This window comes from Hydrogenophaga pseudoflava (genome assembly GCF_004353865.1).
GTDB lineage: Bacteria > Pseudomonadota > Gammaproteobacteria > Burkholderiales > Burkholderiaceae_C > Hydrogenophaga > Hydrogenophaga pseudoflava.
The window spans coordinates 3041765-3064280 of record NZ_CP037867.1; the positions used below are offsets into that span (position 1 = coordinate 3041765).

Below are 22516 nucleotides of genomic sequence, written 5' to 3' on the forward strand. Positions count from 1 at the left end.
GGCTGCACCGCGGCCCGTTTTCGTGCACATCAACGCTCCAGATGCGCGAGCATCGCATCAATCTCCCCACCGATCCCGGCCAGACCGGTGTACTCGGTGGGCGGGCTGGCCACCTTGCTGCGGTCGGCGTCCATCTGCCGGGCCAGCGATTCCTGGACGCTGGGCACGGTGTCCGGCAGCTCGACCGGCACCACCGCAGGCGGCGCAGCGGATCGCACGGATGACACCGTCACCGGCGGGTCGGTCGCCAGGGCCAGCATTGGCACGGCAACCTTGGGCAGCAGCCGCTCCTTGAAAGCCGTCTCCTTGAAGTAACGGATCTTGTCCGACATCACCGGATGCGCCATGCCCTCCACCAGCAGGATCTGCTTGTCCTCGCCCATGGCCTTGAGCTCCTGCGGCAGCATCAGCGCCCGGCGCTCCTCGCTTTCGCTGCGGGTGTAGCTGCTCTCGCGCGAGCGGCTGCGGCTCACGCTGTCCTTGCGCATGCCGGTGTAGCCCAGCATCTCGCTGTATTCGCTGGCGTCCTGCTGCTCGCGCGGCGCGAAGATGATGCGCAGCGCGTGATTGGTCATGATGGTGCGCGCGTTCTCCTTGCCATAGGTCGACTCCAGCTGCGCCATGCTCTGGATGATGGGCATCAGGCGCAGGTTGTAGCCCGCCATGAAGCTCACCGCGCTGGCGATGATGTCGACGCGGCCGATGCTGGTGAACTCGTCCATCAGCAGCAGGCACTGGTGCTTGAGCTCGGGATTGGCCTGCGGCAGCTCTCGCGTGTTCTGGTTGATCAGCTGGCTGAAGAAGAGATTGAGAATCAGCCGGCTCTCGGCCAGCTTGTTGGGCTGGATCGCCACATAGATGCTCATTTTCTTCTTGCGCACGTCGCGCAGGTCGAAGTCGTTGCCACTGGTGGCCGCGTCCACCACCGGGTTGAGCCAGGGGTTCAGCGGCTCCTTGAAGGTGCCCATGATGCTGGCGAAGGTCTCGTTGGCTTGGCCCAGCAGCGTGGCGAACGCGGTGCGTGCGCTGGCGCTCAGGTGCGGCCAGGCCGCCAGCTCCGCCAGATAGGCCTTGAACTCCTGGCCGGGGCGCCCCGACGCCAGGCGGTAGAGCCCGCCCATGGTCGGTTCCTGGAAAGGCACCCCGTACTGCTCGGCCAGGTAGGCCACCTGTTCGTAGGCATACAGCGCGAACGCGACGAAGGCGTTCTGCGCCTGGTTGGCCCAGAACGGGTCCTTGTGCAGGTCCGACACCGGGTACAGCATGGCCGCGATGCTCTGCACGTCGCTGATGCGGAACGCCGGATCGCGCGAGACGTAGGACAGCGGGTTCCAGCGGTGCGTGCGCCGGTCCTCGGCGAACGGGTTGAACAGGTAGACGGACTGCCCGTAGCGAGCCCGAAAGCCGCTGGTGAGCTCGAAGTTCTCCTGCTTGATGTCCAGCACCACCACCGAGCCCTGGTAACTCAGCAGGTTGGGAATGACGATGCCCACCCCCTTGCCCGAGCGCGTGGGCGCGGCCAGCAAGGCGAACTGCTGCCCATTGAAGTAGACGAACTGCCCGTCTTTCTTGCCCACCACCAGCGCCGTGTCCTCAGCCCGCAGCATCTTGCGCGACCGCAGGTCGGCCATGGTGGCGAAGCGGGCCTCGCCGTAGAGGCTCGGCTTCCGGCGCAACAACACGGCGAGCGCCAGCGCTGCCAGCGCCAGCAAGGGCACACCAAATCCCACCAGGCCACTGCTCTTGATGACCGGGCCATGCTTGGGCGCATCGGCGTAGGCTGCCAGGTAGCGCCAGTAGTCGAACGCGCCGATGCGCTCCAGCGGCAGGCCCAGGCGCCAGGCCATCAGCCACCCGCTGAAATAGGTTCCCGCCACCAGTGCCAACACCAGCAGCACCAGCACGCCCCAGCCTAGGAAACGCCTCATTGCCGGACCTTGGCACCTTTGACTTCGCCCAGGCGCGCCATCTGGTCCTTGTAGCGCCTCAGCTGGTCGCGGGCCCACTCGTACCGGCACAGCTCGACCGACGCGGGCAGCGCCTTGACGGGCACGGCCTGCTCGCGGGACTGCGTCGCGCAACGCGCATCGCGGTACTCGCGCCACCGGCTGTGGTCCAGGTCCTGGTGGCGCGCATAGGACTGCGCATAGCTCTTGCCGTGCTCGGCCTGCAGCGACTGCATACGGCCCGCCCGGTAGTCGCGCACGAGGGTCAGCAGGGCCTTGTCCTGCTCGATGCGCGCGCGGCGGCAGGCCACCAGCTCGGGCGCCCCGCTGTCGCACACCGCGTCCACCCGGTCGGGTGCTGCCCCGCGCCGCGCCGCCGCCGGTGTGCCGCGCACCCAGCGCCCGCTGGCAGCCACATAGCAGTGGCTCTCCACCTTCGGGCTCCCCGAGGCGCCGGCCACCTTCAACGACACGCAGTTCGGTGCCGAAGGCTGGATCTCTCCCGCGTTGGACACCAGATCAATCTGCGCATAACGCCCGGTTTTCGGATCGAACTGGTAGAGGCTGTCCACCGGCAGCTTGCCGTCCATGGCGTACAGGCGCGTGACCTTGAAGTCCAGCAGCCCGTCGCCATTGAAGTCCTTGAACTGCAGCCATCCGCTGGCGTCCAGCCGCTCGCGCGGCATCTCGAAGGCGTGCGGAAGCGCCTGCAGTTCCTTGCCATCCTGCGTCACCACGATGTAGCCCGACCCCACCTCGCCCTCGGCGGCATCGGCCTTGTCGTCGAACTCGAAGCTGAACGCAAGCTCCGGCGCCTCGTGCCCGACCTTCTGGGTCATGGTGTCGAGACCCTGGGCCTGTGGGCGCAGGAAGTCCAGGGACAACGGGGCACAGGCCGCCAGGGACAGCAGCAGCGCAAGGCTGCTGGCGCTTCTCAAAACCTTCTTCATGTCCTCACTCCCTTGTTTTCACAGACCTCAGTAGCCGCAGCGCGCAAACACCGTTGTGTCCACGGGTTCGTCCAGCGCGTCGGTGCCCCGGCGGCGGGACCAGAGCAGCTCGTCCTGTCGCAGCTCGAAGACATAGGTCTCCAGCGCTTTGGGCTTGTCGTAGGGCGGCACATCGGCCAGGGTCTGCATGCGCCAGGTGTTGACGCGGCGAGGCTGCACATCGGTCACGAAGTACATGGTGGTCTGGGTGTTCTCCGCCCACTGCTGCAGTTGGCGTTCGTCGATCACCAGCGCCCCCGGATCGGGCTCCACCGGTTTGCGCCCGAGGTAGGCGGCGCACTTAGCGGCCCCCTCCTCGTTCTTCAGGAACCACAGCCCCCGCATGTCGACCGGGGTGATGCCCGGCGTCGGCGTGGCGGCCTGCGCCGCCATGGCACAAAGCGCGACAAAGGCCGCCGCCACAACCTGACGATGTTTCATGTTGTCCTCCTTGAATGTCATGACTCCAGCGCGAGCTTGCGCTGGGGATCGAAGTCGATGCCAGTGATGTAGCGCTGGCCGGCATGGGCCTTGATGTGCACCACGATGTCGATGGTGAGCATCAGCAACCGCTTGATCTCGTCGAAGTCCAGGCCTGAGCCCTCAGGCGAGGCCTTGACCATCAGCGCCATCTGGTCCCAGGTCTGGCTCGTGCTGCCGGCATGGCAGCTGGTGATCGAACCCGGGTGGCCGGAGGCGCAGTTGCGGATGTAGTAGAACGATTCGTCGCCCCGGATTTCGGCCAGGATGATGCGGTCGGGCTTCATCCGCAGGCAGGCCTCCATGCAGCCCTTGGCCGTGACATTGGCCGTGCCCTGCCCGCCCCGCGAATAGATCAGGTGCACGCGGTTGGGCTGCTCGATGAACAGCTCCCGCGCGTCCTCGATCGTGATGAGCCGCTCGTCCTCCGGTATGTGCGTCACCAGCGACTTCATGAAGGTCGTCTTGCCGCTGCCGGTGGCACCCGACACGACGATGTTCTTCTTGTAGAACACGGCCTTGCTGAAGAAGTCGTGGTAGTTGCGGGACCGCTTGAGCGCCAGCAGTTCTTCGTCCATCTCGCTGACGCTGTCGGTGCCCTCCAGAATCCGGGCAAAAAAGCCGTCCTCCTGGTACTGGTTGAGCGTCTTGGTGTAACGCGAGGGCAGGCGGATGGTGATCGAGACGTGATCCGCCGGCACCGCGGGCGGCAGCACGAACTGCGCGCGCTGCCCGGTGGGAAAGGTCAGCGACACCACCGGGTCCACCGCGGTGATGCGCTGGCCGGTCTTGCTCTCGTTGACCACCGTGGTGCAGAACTGGCGCGCACGGTCGAAGGTCAGCCCGGGCACATCGATGCGCTCCCAGCCCCTGACCGTCTCCAGAAACACCTCTCCTGGGCGGTTGATGCAGATCTCGGTGACGCGCGGATCGCCCAGGAACGGGGTGATGCCCAGCACGTGGTACTGGTACTCCAGAAACTCGGTGGAGATGTTCGCGATCTGTTCCGCGCCGCCACTCTCTGACATGTCAGACACCACCACCGTTCAGCGCATCACGCTCGAGAAATCCACGTCCCGGGCGGTGAAGATGTTGATCACCGTGCCGTTGAGCACCGTCACCGTCGCCTTGCGGTTGGCCGAACGGGCCAGCATGTCGGTGGCGGCCTTCTTGGCCGTGGCCGCGGTGGCCGACTCCCACGGATCGATGGAGACCACGCCCACACCGCCAGCCCCCGTCACCGTGGTGCTGCCACGGATGTTGTTCTCGTTGGCGAACTTCTGCGCGCCAGCGTCGATGCCATCGGCCAGCAGGCTGACCAGCAGCGCCGCACCGATGCGCTCGCCCCAGTGGCCGTCGTAGTGACCAGGCACCCCGGCCCCTCCGAGAGCATCGGTGCCGTTGCTGTCGATCCGCACATCCAGACCCGTGGTGGTGAGCACCCGGGTCCAGACGATGCCGATCCGGTCGTAGTTCTCGTCGGCGTACTTGTACTCGCCAGTGACCTTGGACCCCTTGTCGATCAGCAGCCGGCGTCCGTTGACCGAGTAGATGGGCTCGGTGACGATGCACGAGGTCATGCCGGGCAGGGTCGACACGATCTTGGTTTCCAGCGAGCAGCGGATGTACGTTCCACGGGTCAGCGTGAAGTCGGCATTGGCCAGGGCCTCCACCGCGCCGCGCTTGACCGACGCGTACTCGTCCTCGAACAGCTGGTTCTTCTTGCCCTTGTCCTGGGTGGCGACCAGATTGTTCTCGCTTGCCATGCGCCGCTGCATCAGGTCGTCCTTGGGCGCCTGGGCCTCGGCCAGCTGGGGCATCTCCGTAGGCAGTGACGGCACATCCGCCTTGGCCACCACTTCGGCAGGCGGCGGAGGTGGCAGCACGGCGAGCTTCGGCTTGTTCGGCACGGTGACCTCTTCATAGGTCACCTGCTTCTTCTTGTCGTCGTCGGCCGAGAACGCATTGCTCGCAACCCACAGGGTCATGCCGATGGTGGCCAGCGACACCAGCACGATGTACGCCACCGCCGTCTTGTTCACACCGCGCGTCAGACCCGCCGACAGCTTGGGCATGTTGTCGGACAGCACCGGGCCTTGTCCGCTGCCTTGGGGAAATTGCATGCTCATTGGTTCCTCCTGAGTCCCACCACGTCATTGCCCAGCCGCATCACCAGAAACGGATAGACGCCCAGCACCACCATCACGTTCTTCTCGCTCTTGGTGTTCACCAGAAACTCCTCGCCGTTGCGCTCGTTGCGCCCGAACACGGCCGGGAAATTCGCCATCGGCGGCAGGTGGATGTAGGTGAACTGACCGTTGTCGTAGACCCGGGTGGGCACGATGGTCGACACATCGCTGACCGTCGAATAGTCGTAGTTCAGGTGGTAGTTGCTCTGCGAGTTCAGAGCAGCCGCCGATGGCGACAGCACCGCATTGGCGGCGGCCAGCGGGCTGGCCTTGTCCGGCTCTTCATTGCCATAGACAAAGCGGATCTTGTAGAACACGCCCGCGTTCTTGGCCTCTTCCAGCGTCTTCCACTTGGTGGCCGACACGCGCAGGTCCAGCAGGTACGAACGCATGTTGGTGCGGATGTACATGTTGGTGTCCACATCCACGTTCTTCGGTCGGATGTAGAAGATGTTGTCGCGCCGCACCAGCTCCCAGCCGTCGCTGAAACCGGTGCCGAAATCCTTCACCTGCTCCTGGGCGCTGATCTCGATCTGGGTGGCGATGCCAAGCCCAGTGTTCACGCGCACCACCTGGTCGCGCTGATACGGCACTTCGCGCACCTCCTGTGCGCCGGCGCTGCCCGCCCAGAGGCTGGCCGTGAGCGCCAGAACCGCCATGGCGCTGAAGTTTCGCAATCGATGGGTCATGCTTGTCTACTCCCTGTCATTTCAAACTCGATGAGGGCGCAACCACCGGGTGGCGCCCATGTGTGCGCTGGCTCAGGCCACTACTGGCCTGGGGCCGGTGTCGCAGGTGCACCAGGCAGTGCGGGCAGCGAAGGCTGGGCAGGCTGGGCGCTTGCCGGCACCACCGCAGACGGCGCATCCTGCGCGTCGGCGCCGCGGTGCATCACACCCTCGTCCTCTGTCAGCAGCGGGATGCCCTTGTCCGGCTGACCCGCCTTGAACATCGGCGCGTTGAACTCGTCATCCACCCGGAACGAGGTCACCTGGAACCCCAGCGGATTGCGCAACCGCAGGTGGTCGCTCATCTTGAGGTTGGTCTTGTATTCATAGCTCATCGTGGCCACGTGGCTGCTGAGGTACTCGCTGCGCCCGTTGGTCTTGTCGAACTTCCACTTCTCAAAGCGCACCGTGGCCCCGGTCGGCCGGGCACCCCGTTCCTCGTCCAGCCCGTTGAACACGATGCTGTTGACCTTCACCCGGATCGCTGCGTTGCGGCCCCACTTCTTCTCGGGGCTGTTGGCCGTGCCGTCGAACTGCTGCACGAAAAGGCCCTTGACCTGGTCGTTGGACATCGACGCGACGTACTCCCAGTCGTGCTCGTTGATGGTGTCGTAGTCGTAGCCCTCGCGTGCCTGCACGAAGCGGGCGACATGGCTGCGGTTGAGCGCCTCGCTGGCATAGATACCCGTGGCGGCGATGTTGTCGCGCAGCGGTGACACGGTGCTGGTGCTGCGCTTGAGGTCGACCGTCACCAGGTACGGCACCTTTTCCTTGAGCGGCAGCATGTAGGCAATCGCCCCACCCAGCATCAAGGTCAGCACCATGGACGCACCCGCGACGATCCAGGCCCTGCGCTCGCTGCGCTTGACCATCGAGATCACGTTGGACTCGAAGTCCATCGACTTCTTGAGGATTTCCTGCGAGGCCTCGGACACCTCGCGCTTGAACAAAGCCATACCGTCCTCAGGGCATCTTGGTGACCAGCATCGACCGGCTGGCCGACACCTGGATGCGCAGCTTCTGCGCCGCGTAGTTGCGCCTCACCGCGTTGAGGGCGCGCTGCAGGTTGTTGTCCTTGACCGACTCCAGGCCCGACACCAGGGTCAGGTCGCTGGGGTACTGCCAGTCCAGCGCACCCCCGTTCTCCTTGGCCCAGCGCTCCAGCATGTGGCGCAGCGTGGCATCGGTCGGCAGCATCTGGAACCGCGGCAGCTCGTTTTCTTCCTTGAGCGGAATCTCCTGCGGCTTGGCGGCCAGCGTGTTCACCGGCTTCCAGCTGTCGGAAATGTCGATGGGCTTGGGCGCTGCGCAGGCTTGCAGCAAGCCTGCCAGCAACAAGGCCCCCAGTACACGTGTCATCCGTCCCTTGTTCATGTTTGTATTGGTCATCTAGTAGTCACTCATTGGTCATTTCGAATCGGCATCGTCAGCTCTGCTTTAGGGGCTTGTCTGCAGGCGCTCCGAATGGCACACGCGGCCTTGCCGGAGCTCCATTGCTTGTAGCAACAGGGCCTTGGTTGCCACGATGAACAGAGGTATCGCCTTCGCCCTGAGAAACCTTCAGCCGCCCCCCCTTGCCAGCGTCGCCGGCCAAGGCAGCCTCGGTGCCAGCGCCGACGTACACCCCCCGTGTCGCGTCGTAGGTCAGGTCGGCCACCGGGGGCTGCACCGATGTGCTCTCAGCGCTTTCAACCTCAACCGGCCTGGAAGAGGAAGCGTTGCCTGGATCGCGGAACTCGTCGCTGCTCTGCTTCTGCCGAAGAAACGCCAACCCCTGAGATTCGGGTACCCGGCTGGCCACGCCCAAACTGCCAGGCGCGGGAGATGTGCCATAGGACAGGCGTTCGCCTGCGCCTGCCGACCCGAAAACGCCGGTGCGTTGAAGAGCCATCTGGGTATTGCGGGTGGCGGGGCTTTCAGTTGCGACACCAGCCCCTTCCCGAGAGGTCTCAAGGCGTGCGCCCGAGCCGCCGGACGAAGCACCAACACCAGCCGGCTGCTGCTGCCCGCCCATCGCGTTGGCCAGGCCCACCACGCCGCCGGCGGCCGCCCCACCGCCCATGGCCCCCATCATGGCGCCCGCTGCAAAAGAGGCCCCGGAGTTGAAGAACTGCATGATCAGCGGCGGGATCATCACCAGCAACGCAGTCGACAGCGCCCCGAGCATGGCCATTCGCATCGCGCTCCCACCAACGTCCACCGACACCACACTGCCAAGGGCCGACGCATTGAGGAAGAAGCCGGCGAGCACAGTGGCGCCGTACATCATCATCATCTTCAGCAAGATGCCCGAGACCAGTGCCAACACCGCCAGCGAAAACATCGTTCCGAGCAGGAACTTCACCCAGCTCCAGAACATGGCCGCGGTCTGCTGGAACAGCAGGAAAAACAGGAACAAAGGCGCCAGCATGATGGCCAGCGTGATGGAGATCTCCGCCATGATCGCCATCACCGACACCAGCATGGCCGGACCACTCTGGCCGACCAGACCGGCCATCTGGGTCAGAGACTTGCCCTCTGCGTTCGCCTGAGCGCCCCCTACAAAACCGTCAATCAGGGCATTGAACACCTGGGCCAGCGCCAGGTTGATGTCAATCGTGCGGTAGACGTCGGTCCCCTCGTCCACCACGACCGCCGTGACCAGTTCCTGAAAATCCAGCACGGTGTCGGCAATCACCGGTGAGTTCCGAGCCACCAGTGCGACCAGCGACAGGATCAACACCATCTTCCCTGTCTTGTAGGCGAGCCCCAGAATGGGTTGCCGATTGGCCCCGGAAATGATCATGAACCCCTGGTAAGCCACCCAGATGGTCACGAGCGTCGTGGACATATAGGCCAGCGCGGTAGCCAACTTGGCTGCCACCAACTCACGGTAGGTACCGATCAACATGTCGTCGATCAAATACTCACGAACGCTGCAGACGAACACGGCATCGTTGACCATGGCAACGTAGCGGTTGTCCAAGCCAGTGAGGGCGGTCACCAGAAATGCTGGAAGCGCAGCGGAACTACAGGGCATATGACAACTCTGGAAATAGGTTCAATCCAAGCACCCTGTTATCTCGGCGGCGGTACGAAAGGCACCGGGCCGAGATTGACGAGCGAGTTGGGCCGGGTATCTGAAACCCGACGCGCTTCAGCCATTTGCATTTCGTAGGCTTTTTCTCGCTGCTTGTAGCCGAAGTGCAGCGCCTGAAGCTTCATCGCGTCGTTTTGCATGCGGGTCTGCAGCCCGATCAGCTCGAACTGGAGGCGCTGAAGCTCACCAGAGTTTGCAGTTCGACTGCCATGGTTGATGATCGACTTTATCTGCCGGTCTCGCGCCACAATTACGTTCACCACATCTACCGTCTCTTTAAGCGTGGTGAGGCGTAGGTTGCGCAATCCCATGCAGGCGTTGTAGTGGTTCTGGTTGAGCAAGCGGTCACCGCAATCCGCTGCCGTGCCGACAAATCGCTCAGGGTTCTGTACCGCGACGGTGGAAAAGTCCATGTCGAGATTGGTGCTGGGAGACAGATCATCCAATTGGCCTGTAGAGCCACGCACATTGTTAATGCGGTCAACGAGCTTTCTCACCTCTTCGTCAAGAACCGCCCATTGCGCCTGCGCGCCTTGTGACAACAAAATTAAGGTCAAGAACACTGTCTTCTTCATGGCAGATGCCTTCGGGTTTTCGTTATCGATAGTCACGATCGATACTGTCGCCTCTACCAGACAGACGAGCCGTCTCAATTCGCTCAACATCTCCGTTGTACGGAACTCCGAAGATCACCTGCAACTGAAGACCGTCATGGGACCACACATTGCGTGTTTCATTGGGCTCCCAACCCACCGCAGCCACAACCTCGTCATAGGTCATTCCCGCTTCCAACCGGTCCAGCGCCGCCCGCAGGTCCTTGGAATCGTCCGAGCTGTCGTCGCCCCCGCCTCCACCACCGCACGCCGACAAACCAACTGCCAGCACACCAGCCAGGGTGAGCCTCATCACGGCCCGGCGGGCAACCGAATGCGCTGCTGCCTTAACTTCATTGCTTTTCATACCATCCACTCCTTGAATAAACGTTGGCGCTGCCGGAACGAGCGTGCGCCGCTCAGGCCACTGCTTGGTGTCCCGGCACATGCTGGGAATATCCCGGCACGCTCATCCCATGGCCGCCGTGGTCGTCACGTGTTTCTGCTGAACTGTCCCGATTCATGGTCACCGCCTCCGCCCAGTGCTCCGCCGGACTTCGCGCCAATGCATCTGCCACACTGAATTCCCTCAGCGGGGGATGCACCTGCTGCAGTGCGATGGTGCTGGCGTCGCGGCTCAGCAAAAACCGGCCGGCCTCGCCCTGGCCATGGAACCGCGTGCACTCCTTGACGACTGCCGCCGCCAGGGTGTCGATCTGCCGTTCGTTCATCCCAAGCTGCTTGAGCCGTGCTCCCAGCTGTTCTTCGAAACGCTGGGCTTGGGTTTGTTGCTCTGCACTGGGCCACTGGCGTTCGGACTTGCCGGAATCAACAGCCAGCCGGACACCACTCTTCACATCTGGCCCGCTCATCGACACCTTTTCACTGCGCACCGGCCGCCCCTCGGCATCCAGCTCGGTGAACACAGCCTCCTTCCCAAGCCGGGGATTGAGCTCGATGCGGCGGCGTTGGTCATCCGCACCGTGGTGCTCGATCTCGACGGCGCCCGTTTGCTGGTTGCTGCTGAGCCACTGACGGCTGCCGTCTTTGCGCTCGATCTGGTAGCGGTTCCAGGGCGAGCTCTCGTCGGCGCTCGCCATCTGGCCGACCTTGGTCACGGGTGAAGCGCTGAGCAATGCGAAGCGCGCCCTGGCCTGCGCGGGAATCTCGGAGAAGTCGATCTGGCCTTCGGGGATGCGGTAGCGTCCGTCGGGGCCGACGCTCAGGCCTTGCTGACCGTCGACCAGTGCTCCCATCGTGTGGTCCTTGCCCATGATGGCTACCGCCGGAAGGGTGCCGAACTTGCTGAGCAGCAGAGCGGTCTTGAGCAGGTCGGGCGCGGGAGTGCCGGGCAGCAGGGTGTGGGGTTGGCCCGTGCGTTCGCCCAGGTAGTGGTTGCCCATCACGCTGTGGTAGGTGTGGGTGGCGATGTCGTTGGGGGTGCGCACGTCGTGAACCACGCGGCCGCTGGCCCGGTAACGCGCAAGGGCGACCTCGTAGCCGCCCACATCCTTGAAGTAGTCGCCGTTGCGGGTGTCGCGTGCGATGGGAAGGCTGTTGTAGACAGCCACGTCGATGTTGTTTTTCAGCGCAAAGCTCTGCGCCATGCCGCCGCCCAGGCTGTGGCCGGTGGCTGAAAAGTGGTAGTGCTTGTAGTCGGGGTGCTGGCTCAAGTAGTCATACGCTGCCTGGGCCTTGGCCTGGATCTTGGCGAACTCGCTGGCGCCGGCATTGCCCAAGTCGCTTCCCCAGTTGCTCCAGGCGTCCGAACCTTTGAAGTCGAAGGAGATCTGGTTCGTCTTCCGGTTGATAGAGACCATGAACTGGTTCTCCAGCGTGCCGTCGGCGTTGTGCTGGGTGTTCCAGCCGTCTTGCAACAGGCGGCCGTTGGTGTCTTTGACGGGAGCTGGCCAGTCAGCGGGCAAGAGTTTTCCCGGCACGGCATGCTCCCAAGGGGGGGGGTAATTGGCAACTTCCTCCGCTTTCTTGACGTCCTTGTGCGGATAGGCCCAGAAGGCCAGGTGCAGCCCCACCTTGGCGCCCCACCGGTTCCAGGGATTCTCAGGCGGCCCGGGCGGGAGTATTTTTTGTTCGCTCATGCGCTTACTCCCGACTTATTTGTTGTACAGGCGGGCCAGCCACATATCGGCAGGTACTTTGCAGTTCTCCTCCAGGGCCTCCCAAAGCCTGTGCCGCTCAGGGTTCTTCTCGACTTTCTTAATCCATTCCCCTTGAGCGCCCTGAACATGATGCCCATCTCGAAACGTCGGCCAGATCTTGTATGCCACCGCATACGTCGTGACATGAGGCCTCAGATCGGTACCCAGGTCGCGACTGCCCACGACCAGCCGCCGCACATAGCACTGCTGCTGCAACAGCGGCTGCAATTCGGCCAGCCCGGCCTCCCAAAGCCTCAGGTCCTTGTTCGGCACCATGCCTTCATTGAGCTTGCCCGGCACCGGTCCCCCAGTCGCCTTCTGCAGCGCCAGCAGAATCTTCGCGTCCATCGACCCTTTGGCCGCCGCCTGGCGGAACAGCTCGGTGATGGCCTCGTCGCCTTGAACGTCCTTGATCCAGCCGTCCGAATTGCCCAGCGCGTAGAAGTAGTCACCGAGCGGATCGCCCGCCGCCTGCAATGTCTTGACGTGGTGCAGCAGCACGGCGCGACCCTTGTCGATATCGCTGCTGTAGCCCGACTTCTCAAGATTGGTGGCGACCATGGCAGGCACCATGCAGCCCCCCAGCAGACACGCGGTGGAGACGGTGAGCAACAGCGAACGGAGAACGCGCTTTGAGGTGTGCATGGCGCAGCAGCAAGCAGGTGTTGGACGGATGGATCAGAAGAGGCGCGACTTGTTGCCCAGGCCGTACCACTTGCCGCCCGAGGCCTCGCAGTTCTTCTTGCTCTTTCGCCACTCGAACAAGGTCTGCGGCGTGTAGTGATAGTGGTTGGAGGTGGACTTCTCGCTGTTGGCAGCGCCGCCACTCTTGGCTCCGATGCAGGTGCCCAGCGCCTTGGGGGGGCACTTCGGCACGAGGGTCGAGTCGATCTTCATCGGCGTCATCTGCACCGTGCAGGCCTTGTTCAGGGCCTCCACGTCATCGCTGCCGTTGGTCGCACTCTCCCAGCAGCTAAGGAGAGGCAGGCTCGGCCGGGAGATGTCCATGTTGCCTTTTTGCAGGCAGGACACCACCACGCCGGACTGTCCGGGTTCGGGCATTTCTGTGCCCTCGGGCAGCTTGTCGAGGATCTGGGTGTCGGGAATTTCAGGCAGATCCCCAGGCTTCGGTGGGCTGGGCGGCTTGGGCAAATTGACGGCGTGAGCGGCGGTGGCCAGCATCAGGGCGACCCCCAGCATGCCGAGGCCCCGCAAAGCCCGGGTGATGGATGTGTTCATTGGTTTTCCTCCTGTCTGTTGTTCTTGGTGCAAGCCGCCGTCACTCTTCCATCAAGTGCTGGCACTCCTCCAGGCCGTCGGGTGCACCGGGCTTGCCCTTGTAATCGAAGGGCATCTTGCCCGGGCTCTTCCAGGTGCCGGGGCGGCGGCCATGCGGGCAGACCTGCTCGTACTTGCTGGTCCACTTGGGGTTGAAGCAGTACTGGTTGACGATCTTCCAGGTGCCTGCGATGGGGTTCACCCCCACCCAGCAGTGCGGCGGGTAGCCGAAGGCACAGAAAGAGAACACGTCCTGCCCGGCAGGAAGGTCGTTGTCAAAGAAGGCTCCCCCAGTGGAGGTGCCTTCGGGGGCCAGGCCTCCGCACTTGGACTGTCCCGCAGTCGCCGAAGCGGCCAGCGGGGCGCCCGCCAAAACAAGCGTTGCGAGCAAGCGCAAGGCGGTTGCTCTGGATGTTCTGATTGGTTTCATTGTTGTTTCTGCTCCCTTGGGTGTTCGGCTACCTGACCAGCGATGCTTCGCTACCCTCCTCCAGATCGGCCGTTGGCGCATGCCTGAGAAACTCGTTGCTGTTGGCCATGAGCGCCTTGCGCTGGGTGCGCAACCCCTTGCGACGAAAGTGGAACTCGGGCAGCCAGGTGTCCGGCAAATGTGGCGTCGGGTGTTCGGCGAGCAGGGCCGTCAGGATCTCGACGTTATCCGACGAGCCCGACAACACGGCGAGTTCGTCGTCCATGCCATTGAGGTTCAGCTGGCATAGCACAGCGTTGTGGCCCTGCTTGACGAGGAAACAGCGGCTGCGCTCGTCCAGCCCGACCACCAGTTCAAACTCGGCCCGCGTCAGCTTGAGACCTTCGAGGTAGTCCTTGGGGTCGGCATTGGGGTTGGGCAGCAAAATCAGCGTCGCGGTCTGCTCGATGAGCGCGGCCGAGATGTCGCTGTTGAGCGCGTCCTGCGGGCTCTGGGTGGCAAAGATACCCAAGCCGTTCTGTTTCCGGATGGTCTTCTGCTTGTTCTTGGCGAAGTCCTTGAGACCGCCCTTGCCCTCCAGCACCTTCCAGAACTCGTCCATCACGTAGATGAACGGGCGCCCGTCGATGAGGCTTTCCATCCGGTGCAGCAGGTACTGGATGATGGGCTCGCGGGTCTTGGAGTCCTCAATGACTTCGGTGTAGTCGAAGCCAATGATGTTGGAGCCTGAGAAGTCGATGTTGTCCTTGGGGTTGTCGAACACCCAGGCAAACGGTCCGCCCTTGCACCAGACCGAGATGCACTCGAAGAGGCTGTTCTCGCCCATATTGGGCAGGCTCTTCTGCAGGTTGGTCATGGTGCGCAGGTGCACCGGCGTGTCCAGGATGGCACGCACTGCACGGATCAGATCCTCCTGCTCGGTGGCGGCGTACTTCTCCTTGCCGCATAGCGTCTGCAGCAACTCCACAAGAAACTGCTCGTTCTCCGGCGTGTTGTCGCACTGGAGGGGGTTGAAGCCGGTCGGACGCCCCTTTTCCAGGGTGAAGTAGCGACCGCCGCAGGCGCGGATGAAGATCTCGGCGCCGCGGTCTTTGTCAAAAAAGAAGATCGTCGGCTCAGGATCGATCTTCTGCACCTGCGCCAGCAGGAAGTTGATCAGCGCCGTCTTGCCGGTACCCGACTTCCCGATCACCATCGTGTTGGCAATGGCCTTCTCGCCCAGCGAGTATTCATGCGGCTTGGTGGCGTGGAAATTGAAGTGGTAGGCCTGATTGTTCAGCGTCTGAAGGATGCTGACCGACGGCCCCCAGGGATTGAAGTTGGGCTTGCCGGTGGCGAAGTTGTGCAGCGGACTCAGACCCAGGAAGTTCAGCGAGCTGAGGTTGGCAATGCGCGGGCGGAAGCGCCAGTTACAGGGCAACTGCGCATAGAAAGCCGCGGGCACGGCCACATCCTCCTTCACGGTCACGAAGCTGGCGCCCGACAGCTGTGCCCGGGCCTGGGCGACGTGGCTGTACAGCTCGTCCTGACTGGCCGCAAAGATGGCCATGTTGAAGTGGTATTGGCCGAGCACGAAGTTGCCCGAGGCGAGCTGGTCCATTGCGAAGTCCAGCTCCACGATCTGGCTGACCGCCTTGTCTTCGGACGAGAGCATGGCGCCCTTCGTGCGCTCCAAAGCCTTCATCGAGTCGTAGCGACTCATGGGCGTGAAGGAATGAGTGACGATGTACTCGAACTCCAGATACTTCAGGCCGTTCAGAATGCCCGGCCAAGAGCTGTCGGCGTACTCCTTGATGTTGAGGATGGCACCGAAATAGTTATCGCCGTTGGCGGTACGAATAGCGAAATCACCGCTCCCTGTCGAGAACAGATGCTTGCTCGTCGGCAAATAGTTGTAGATGGGCGCCGGCAACACCGGCGCAGGCTCATCCACGTGATTGATCAGATAACCGAAGAACTCTAGGTTCTCGGAGAACACCTGCTTGTGCGCGCTCTCGTAGAGCCCAAGGCGGTACGGGGAGTAGTCCTGCAACAAGGCCTCGACGTTGCCCACCAGCTCGTAGATTTTCTCGAGGTAAGCCTTCTCTTCCTTGCGCAATATCTCAATGTCTCGCGAGATTGCAGCAAACTTTTTTCCGCTGACCACTGGGCGGTACACCATGGTCAGGTAGAGCTCGTTCTGCATCAGACGCTTGCTCGAGAGCCTCTCGATGTACTTGTCGTGCAGTTCTTGGCTGAACCGGTGCGGAAAGCGAGCCTCGGCCTTGATGGGCCGGCGACGCCGGATGTCGTGGGCCCAGAATGCGACGTTCTCGAAATCCGGCGCACGCAGGCTTTGCAGCAGGTTGTTGAAGGCTTTGTGCCGGTGCTCAAGCTCCCAGTCTTCCCGTCCTACGAACGGGAATCCACTGAGCAACCAGGTGATCAAGTAGTCACCTTCCCGTGATTTCACCGCGTGGGTATCCACATGAGTGCTGAAGGGAATAAAGTTGCTGAAGTCAGCATCGGGCGAGAACAAAGACATAAGCAGGATCTACCGATGAAGTATTTAGCCGCTCGTTCAAGCGTACGGCTCCATCTTCTTACCGCGATTACCTTTGCTCTGCCGCTGCGGCGAAAATACCCAAGCGCCTCCAGCCGCATTTAGATTTCTGGGCAAAAATCGAAACACCAGATTCAACCCAATCAATCGAAAAATCATCTCATCCCTTTTAGCCATTAATCGCATTATTAGGACTGAAAACGGTATCAGAAGCAGAAACCACCACGAAATATACATAGCCAAGACCAGTGGAGTACCAGCGCCTACTACAAAAGGTAAGTAGGGTACTCCAATGATCATTGCAGGCCGGGTACAGCCGCGGAAAACAGTATCTCTATTCATCGCTTAAAAGACCCTGCTCAGCAAGTTGCTTGAGCACCCACAACCGAGCCAGCCCCGAGATCGGTTGCAAACCAACTGGCAAGGGCGGTTGCACCGCCAATCAGAAGACCTCCAACCAACACCGGAGCAACATCAGATAAACGCTTGTGAGCAAATGCAATCTGGTAGCCAGCAAAAACAATTGCGATAGTTACGATCGCCACTGACGCTGCACGGAGAATTGTCACTACACGGCCAAAGAATGTCTGGACATTCTGACAGGCAGCCGTGAATCCTCCCTGTTGTTGCGCGAGAACTTCTGGGACGAAAAAAATACAAATCAAGCAGATCAATACCGCTATGGCAAAGCGATACTCCAACCGATGCGTGAATTTTTGAGTGGTCAACATAGAAGTATTGAGGAAGTTGAAATATCAAAAGACGAAGGAATGATCCGTCGGCGATATGCCTTTCGGACCGCGAACATTTCCGACGAACGGTGACGACCGATCAGCCGGGTTTTCAGACAAAGCTGAAGACTCAGTGGAAAGCAACAAGCCACCTCTGCGCTCGGCGACATGGGCAGCCGAACGAGTAGAGCGGGAAGGTTGATTGAAGTCTGGCCCAGGCCGAACTTTGTCGGGAAAGCCGGTTTGGAGTGGAAGCATGCGGGTTTGATAGGGATCACCGTCCACACCTACCATCTGCACTGGAATCTGGGTGCGTGAACTCTCGGGCAATGTGGTCTGAGTTGCAGCCACAACACCTATTCCCAGCACAGAGAGGCCGGAACTCGATTCGTTGGCATTTGCTTGCTGCCCCCCATACTCGGCAAGCAGCTGTGTTTTTCCCGCAACAGGTAGCTTCGAGGAAGAGATATGCCGACGTACCGGATAGGACTCTGGGTACGCAGAAGCCGTTCGCAGCTGCAATCCATCAAGACGCAGAACTTTTCCGATAGTTCTTAGAGGCAGTTGCTCGTCGCTGACACGCCGACGCTGGACGCCTTCGCGTGGAATAACGCGTATAGCCACGGGCAGGCTTGAGTCCTTGGCTTGCACTCCCTTGGACATGGAAGCGAACACCTTCTGCACATATCCGTGCTGAAAGCCCGTAGTGAAGTCACCCGAGTAGTAGCAACTGAAGGCCTTGCCCCAGTCTTGGGCACGGTCGTAGCACTCGCGAAGAATGCGGGAGCCCGCTTGCAGATTGGGGCAGACCTCGAACGCTTGTTCGTAGGTCTTGAGGCCGTATTTCGCCAGGTTGTAGCGATTGACCTGCGAGATTCCGACGGAAAAGTTGTAGCCCCCTTCCTTGAGCTGGCGCACGGTGGCCAGCGCTTCTTCAAGGTTCCTAGGCTGACGTGCGAGGTAACCGCCCACCACCCCGATGGCAAACGGATTTCGGGATGACTCCACGTGCACGACGTGTTGCATCACCTCCCTGGGTACCGCGAGATCCGGACAATCCAGCATGACGGCTGTGCGGGCCGGCGAGCCCAGCCACGCCGTGTCGCGCTTAGGCCGGACCTGCTGCCACTTCCTCCTGAATATATTTTTGGCAGGTCGGCATTGTAACTTGCGTACTAGTTGGTTTCGCCCCCAAAGCGGGGGATACACACTTTGTTGCGACTTTAGGCTGTGTTCGCTGGTGCACCTATGGCCAGCCATACGGCCAGTCCATCCACCGTGTCCCGAACATCGTGTACACGAACCACTGAAGCACCACGCTCCACCGCGAGTACAGCCGCCACCACGCTGGAGGAAACACGCTCGACTGGAGTCGGTCGTCCAGTGGCGGCACCGAGCGATGACTTACGCGACCAACCAACAAGCCACGGATATGGCAGTTGATTCAATGCGGACTGATTTGCCAGAAGTTCAAAATTCTGCTGCACCGACTTGCCAAAACCAATGCCTGGGTCCAATACGATCCGCTCTCGGCTCACCCCCCTCCCCTCCAGCACTGCAGCCCGGTCCTCTAGAAATTGCCGCACAGGAGTCAGCACACTGCCATCCATGGGCGCCACCTGCATGGTCTGCGGATCGCGATGCATGTGCATCAGGCACACACCACAGCGCGGATGGCCGGACACAACGCTTTCGGCACCCTCGCGGCGCAGGGCCCATATGTCGTTCACGATGTCGGCACCGAGGTCCAGCACAGATTGCATGACTTCCGGCTTGTAGGTGTCCACGGACACCGGTACCCCCAGCTTCACCGCTTCCCGCACGACAGGAATGACCCGTTCGAGCTCGGCCTCCAGAGGAACTGCTGGGCTGCCCGGCCGGGTCGACTCCCCTCCGATGTCGAGGATGTGAGCTCCCTCCTTGAGCACCTGCTCGCAATGCCTCAGTGCCGAAGAGGTGCTGTCGTGCTGTCCCCCATCGGAAAATGAGTCAGGGGTCACGTTAATGATGGCCATGACCTTGGGCACATCCAGGTCGATGACGAAGCGGGAGGTGATCCACTGCATTGAAGGCTCGCTGAACGAAAACGGGGCCCAAGGGGCCCCGCAGAAAGAACAAATTGGCAGGTGACGTGGTTCAGGCGGCTGTCGGCGCCGTATCCGTCGCCACGGCAGGCGTCCCGCCGCTGCCACCACCGCCTGCCGAAGGTGTGCGAGGCGTCCAGTCCTTGGGCGGACGTGGCGGTTTGCCGGCCATGATGTCATCGATCTGGTCGGCATCGATGGTTTCCCACTCCAGCAAGGCCGTTGCCATAGCGTGCATCTTGTCGCTGTGCTCCTCGATGAGATCACGCGCCAGCTTGTACTGGGCATCGATGATGCGGCGTACCTCAGCATCCACCTTCTGCATGGTCTGCTCACTCATGTTGGTGGTCTTGGTGACCGAACGGCCCAGGAACACCTCGCCCTCGTTTTCAGCGTAGACCATCGGGCCCAACGCGTCGGTCATGCCGTAGCGCATCACCATGTCGCGGGCGATTGAGGTGGCACGCTCGAAGTCGTTGGAAGCGCCCGTGGTCATCTGGTTCATGAACACCTCCTCCGCGATGCGGCCACCGAACAGCATGCTGATCTGGTTCAGCATGTAGTCCTTGTCGTAGCTGTAGCGGTCCTGCGCCGGCAGGCTCATGGTCACACCCAGTGCCCGGCCGCGCGGAATGATCGTGACCTTGTGCACCGGATCGCACTTGGGCAGCAGCTTGCCAATCAGGGCATGCCCAGCTTCGTGATAAGCCGTGTTCTTGCGCTCCTCCTCGGGCATCACCATGCTCTTGCGCTCGGGACCCATGAATATCTTGTCCTTGGCCTTCTCGAAGTCCTGCATCTCGACCACGCGCGCGTTGCGGCGGGCGGCCATCAGGGCGGCCTCGTTGCACAGGTTGGCCAAGTCGGCACCACTCATGCCGGGCGTCCCGCGGGCGATCACGCTGGCGTTCACGTCGGTGCCCAACGGCACCTTGCGCATGTGCACGTTCAGGATCTGCTCGCGACCACGGATGTCGGGCAGCGTCACGTAGACCTGCCGGTCGAAACGACCCGGGCGCAGCAGGGCGGCGTCCAGGATGTCCGGACGGTTGGTGGCTGCGACCACGATAACGCCCAAATTGGTCTCGAAGCCATCCATCTCGACCAGCATCTGGTTCAGGGTCTGCTCGCGCTCGTCGTTGCCACCACCCAGGCCAGCACCACGCTGGCGACCGACCGCGTCGATTTCGTCGATGAAGATGATGCAGGGGGCATTCTTCTTGGCGTTCTCGAACATGTCGCGCACGCGGGCAGCACCCACGCCGACAAACATTTCAACGAAGTCAGAGCCCGAGATGCTGAAGAATGGGACCTTGGCTTCTCCGGCAATCCCCTTGGCCAGCAGAGTTTTGCCAGTGCCCGGAGGCCCCACCAGCAACAGCCCGCGTGGAATACGACCGCCAAGCTTCTGGAATTTCTGAGGGTCCTTGAGGAAGTCCACAACCTCCTTGACCTCTTCCTTGGCTTCGTCGCACCCTGCAACGTCGGCAAAGGTCACGGTGTTGTTGTTTTCGTCGAGCATGCGGGCCTTGCTCTTGCCAAAGCTGAAGGCACCACCTTTGCCACCGCCCTGCATCTGGCGCATGAAGTAGATCCACACGCCGATCAGCAGCAGCATCGGCCCCCAGCTGACCAGCAGGGTCATCAGCAACGAGCCTTCTTCGCGCGGACGCACGTCGAACTTGACGTTGTTGTTGATCAGGTCACCGACCAGACCGCGGTCGAGATAAGTGGCGGTGGTGCGGATGCGCCGATCATCGTGCGTGACCGCCACGATTTCGGTACCGCCCTGGCCCTCCTGGATGGTGGCCTGCTTGATCTGCTGTGCCTTCACCTGATCCAGGAACTCGGAGTAGCCGACGTAACCGGCTCCGGCCGTCGCGCGGCCATCGAATTGCTTGAAGACGGTGAAAAGCACCATGGCGATCACCATCCACACGGCAATCTTCGAGAACCACTGGTTGTTCAAGGTCGGCTCCTGACTAGAACGGATACTGGCATGTTGAGGACATTTTAGGTGTTTCAAGCCACCAGGGACTTGACATTTAGGGAGGCAACGCCAATGAAATGGTTAGTATTTATTGATCAGTTCGGGCTTTTGAGACCCATGCCCACCAAAAAGGTTTCAGAGGATTTGTCCCTCGACGCCTTGGGCTTGAAAGGTTTGACAACCTTGAAGGTCTTTCGGAACAGGGCCACCAGAGGGTCGTAGGCCCCACCGTGAAACAGCTTGGCCACCAAGGCACCATCGGGCTTGAGGTGCTGACTGGCGAAGTCCACCGCAAGGCCCACCAGATCCTCGATGCGCGCGGCGTCTGCCGACCCGATGCCCGAGAGATTCGGCGCCATGTCGGACACCACGACATCGACTGCCTTCACCCCACGGTCGGCCAGTGCCTGCTCCAGCGCGGCCAGTACTTCGCTCTCGCGAAAGTCGCCCTGGATGAAGTGCACGCCTTCGACGGGCTCCATGGGCAGCAGGTCCAGCGCGATGATCTGTCCGTGCAACTCGCCGACAGCGGCGCCACCCGGGCTCAGGCGCCGGCGCACATACTGGCTCCAGGCGCCGGGCGCCGAACCCAGATCGACCACCACGTCACCCGGGCGTATAAGCCCCAGGGTTTCGTCGATCTCCTTGAGCTTGTAGGCCGCCCGTGCCCGGTAACCCTCTTTCTGGGCCAGACGCACATACGGATCGTTGACGTGCTCGTTCAGCCACGCCTTGTTGACCTTCTTGCTCTGAGTCTTGACTTTCATGCCCATGGCGAAACCGGGGCTGTGAGCCGCCGCTGTGTAAACGATAATTGTCCCATGCCCCAGATCCAACTCACGCCCGCACAGCGCAAGGTGCACCGCGCCGAGGCGCACCATCTCGATCCCGTCGTTCTCGTTGGCGGAGACGGACTGACCGCCGCCGTCAAAAAGGAGGTGGACGCAGCGCTCAAGGCCCACGGCCTGATCAAGATCCGAGTGTTCAGCGACGACCGCCCATCCCGCGAGGCCATGCTCCAGACGCTGGCCGACGAGCTGGAGGCAGCCCCCATCCAGCATATCGGTAAGCTGCTGGTACTGTGGCGCCCGGTTCCGGAGAAGCAGAAAGTGGCCGATGAAGACCGCATGCCCGGGCCACGCGATGTGAAGGTGCTCAAGTTCAGCAAGCGCGGAGGCCAGAAGCCCGAAGTCAAGGTGGTTCGGGTGCTGGGCAACCAGCGACTGACTCCCGGCGGCCAGGTCAAGCGCGCCAAGGTGCTCAAGAAGAGCATCAAGAAAAGCGCCCGCTGAGCCGGT

General features: G+C 61.8%; 23 protein-coding genes. 1 reads left to right on the forward strand and 22 read right to left on the reverse strand.

Annotation, left to right across the window (positions count from 1 at the left end; translation table 11 throughout):
• Positions 1–29: 29 nt before the first annotated feature.
• The 22 genes from HPF_RS14550 to HPF_RS14655 form a co-directional block, all read right to left on the reverse strand.
• Positions 30–1928 (reverse strand): type IV secretory system conjugative DNA transfer family protein, encoded by a 1899-nt coding sequence (locus tag HPF_RS14550; protein ID WP_133156993.1) that lies wholly within the window; start codon positions 1926–1928, stop codon positions 30–32.
• On the reverse strand, positions 1925–2896 hold the full coding sequence (locus tag HPF_RS14555; RefSeq protein WP_133156994.1) for a hypothetical protein: 972 nt from the start codon (positions 2894–2896) through the stop codon (positions 1925–1927). The genes HPF_RS14550 and HPF_RS14555 overlap by 4 nt, the downstream gene beginning before the upstream one ends.
• 27 nt (positions 2897–2923) lie before the next feature.
• Positions 2924–3376, reverse strand: a complete 453-nt coding sequence (locus HPF_RS14560) for a hypothetical protein (protein WP_133156995.1) — start codon at positions 3374–3376, stop codon at positions 2924–2926.
• Between the two features lie 17 nt (positions 3377–3393).
• Complete coding sequence (virB11, locus tag HPF_RS14565; RefSeq protein WP_066151792.1) at positions 3394–4443, reverse strand: P-type DNA transfer ATPase VirB11; 1050 nt, start codon at positions 4441–4443, stop codon at positions 3394–3396.
• Between the two features lie 18 nt (positions 4444–4461).
• The gene (locus HPF_RS14570; RefSeq protein ID WP_165961709.1) at positions 4462–5538 is read right to left on the reverse strand and encodes a TrbI/VirB10 family protein; all 1077 of its coding nucleotides are present in this window, start codon (positions 5536–5538) and stop codon (positions 4462–4464) included.
• 2 nt (positions 5539–5540) lie between these two features.
• A complete protein-coding gene (locus tag HPF_RS14575) occupies positions 5541–6293 on the reverse strand; it encodes a TrbG/VirB9 family P-type conjugative transfer protein (RefSeq protein WP_079365704.1) in 753 nt (250 codons plus the stop codon).
• A gap of 80 nt (positions 6294–6373) precedes the next feature.
• Positions 6374–7288, reverse strand: a complete 915-nt coding sequence (locus tag HPF_RS14580) for a VirB8 family type IV secretion system protein (RefSeq protein ID WP_133156997.1) — start codon at positions 7286–7288, stop codon at positions 6374–6376.
• 7 nt (positions 7289–7295) lie between these two features.
• Positions 7296–7706, reverse strand: a complete 411-nt coding sequence (locus HPF_RS14585; protein WP_165961710.1) for a TcpQ domain-containing protein — start codon at positions 7704–7706, stop codon at positions 7296–7298.
• A gap of 52 nt (positions 7707–7758) precedes the next feature.
• Positions 7759–9315, reverse strand: coding sequence for a type IV secretion system protein (locus HPF_RS14590; RefSeq protein ID WP_165961711.1), 1557 nt, complete (start codon positions 9313–9315; stop codon positions 7759–7761).
• A 74-nt stretch (positions 9316–9389) separates the two neighbouring features.
• On the reverse strand, positions 9390–10022 hold the full coding sequence (locus tag HPF_RS14595; RefSeq protein ID WP_133157000.1) for a hypothetical protein: 633 nt from the start codon (positions 10020–10022) through the stop codon (positions 9390–9392).
• Positions 10009–10371, reverse strand: a complete 363-nt coding sequence (locus HPF_RS14600) for a hypothetical protein (protein ID WP_079365699.1) — start codon at positions 10369–10371, stop codon at positions 10009–10011. Before HPF_RS14600 ends, HPF_RS14595 begins: the two co-directional genes overlap by 14 nt.
• 52 nt (positions 10372–10423) lie before the next feature.
• Positions 10424–12103, reverse strand: coding sequence for a Tle-like phospholipase domain-containing protein (locus HPF_RS14605; RefSeq protein ID WP_133157001.1), 1680 nt, complete (start codon positions 12101–12103; stop codon positions 10424–10426).
• Between the two features lie 15 nt (positions 12104–12118).
• On the reverse strand, positions 12119–12724 hold the full coding sequence (locus HPF_RS14610; protein WP_133157002.1) for a hypothetical protein: 606 nt from the start codon (positions 12722–12724) through the stop codon (positions 12119–12121).
• A gap of 117 nt (positions 12725–12841) precedes the next feature.
• Positions 12842–13402 carry a hypothetical protein gene (locus tag HPF_RS14615; protein ID WP_079365696.1) on the reverse strand — a complete coding sequence of 187 codons (561 nt, stop codon included), beginning with the start codon at positions 13400–13402 and terminating at the stop codon, positions 12842–12844.
• 40 nt (positions 13403–13442) lie between these two features.
• Positions 13443–13691 (reverse strand): hypothetical protein, encoded by a 249-nt coding sequence (locus HPF_RS14620; protein ID WP_133157003.1) that lies wholly within the window; start codon positions 13689–13691, stop codon positions 13443–13445.
• Positions 13692–13899: 208 nt separating this feature from the next.
• A complete protein-coding gene (locus HPF_RS14625) occupies positions 13900–16395 on the reverse strand; it encodes a VirB4 family type IV secretion/conjugal transfer ATPase (RefSeq protein WP_207959162.1) in 2496 nt (831 codons plus the stop codon).
• A gap of 36 nt (positions 16396–16431) precedes the next feature.
• Positions 16432–16755 carry a VirB3 family type IV secretion system protein gene (locus HPF_RS24205; RefSeq protein ID WP_079365694.1) on the reverse strand — a complete coding sequence of 108 codons (324 nt, stop codon included), beginning with the start codon at positions 16753–16755 and terminating at the stop codon, positions 16432–16434.
• A 17-nt stretch (positions 16756–16772) separates the two neighbouring features.
• On the reverse strand, positions 16773–17144 hold the full coding sequence (locus HPF_RS14635) for a TrbC/VirB2 family protein (protein ID WP_079365693.1): 372 nt from the start codon (positions 17142–17144) through the stop codon (positions 16773–16775).
• 24 nt (positions 17145–17168) lie between these two features.
• Positions 17169–18404 (reverse strand): lytic transglycosylase domain-containing protein, encoded by a 1236-nt coding sequence (locus HPF_RS14640; protein ID WP_341785635.1) that lies wholly within the window; start codon positions 18402–18404, stop codon positions 17169–17171.
• The gene (gene folP, locus HPF_RS14645) at positions 18368–19210 is read right to left on the reverse strand and encodes a dihydropteroate synthase (RefSeq protein WP_133157006.1); all 843 of its coding nucleotides are present in this window, start codon (positions 19208–19210) and stop codon (positions 18368–18370) included. Before folP ends, HPF_RS14640 begins: the two co-directional genes overlap by 37 nt.
• A gap of 70 nt (positions 19211–19280) precedes the next feature.
• Positions 19281–21197 (reverse strand): ATP-dependent zinc metalloprotease FtsH, encoded by a 1917-nt coding sequence (gene ftsH / locus HPF_RS14650; protein WP_133157007.1) that lies wholly within the window; start codon positions 21195–21197, stop codon positions 19281–19283.
• A gap of 116 nt (positions 21198–21313) precedes the next feature.
• Complete coding sequence (locus tag HPF_RS14655) at positions 21314–21985, reverse strand: RlmE family RNA methyltransferase (RefSeq protein ID WP_133157008.1); 672 nt, start codon at positions 21983–21985, stop codon at positions 21314–21316.
• A 54-nt stretch (positions 21986–22039) separates the two neighbouring features.
• On the opposite strand from HPF_RS14655, the gene HPF_RS14660 reads away from it, so the two are divergent.
• Positions 22040–22510, forward strand: a complete 471-nt coding sequence (locus HPF_RS14660; RefSeq protein WP_066151374.1) for a YhbY family RNA-binding protein — start codon at positions 22040–22042, stop codon at positions 22508–22510.
• Positions 22511–22516 lie beyond the last annotated feature (6 nt).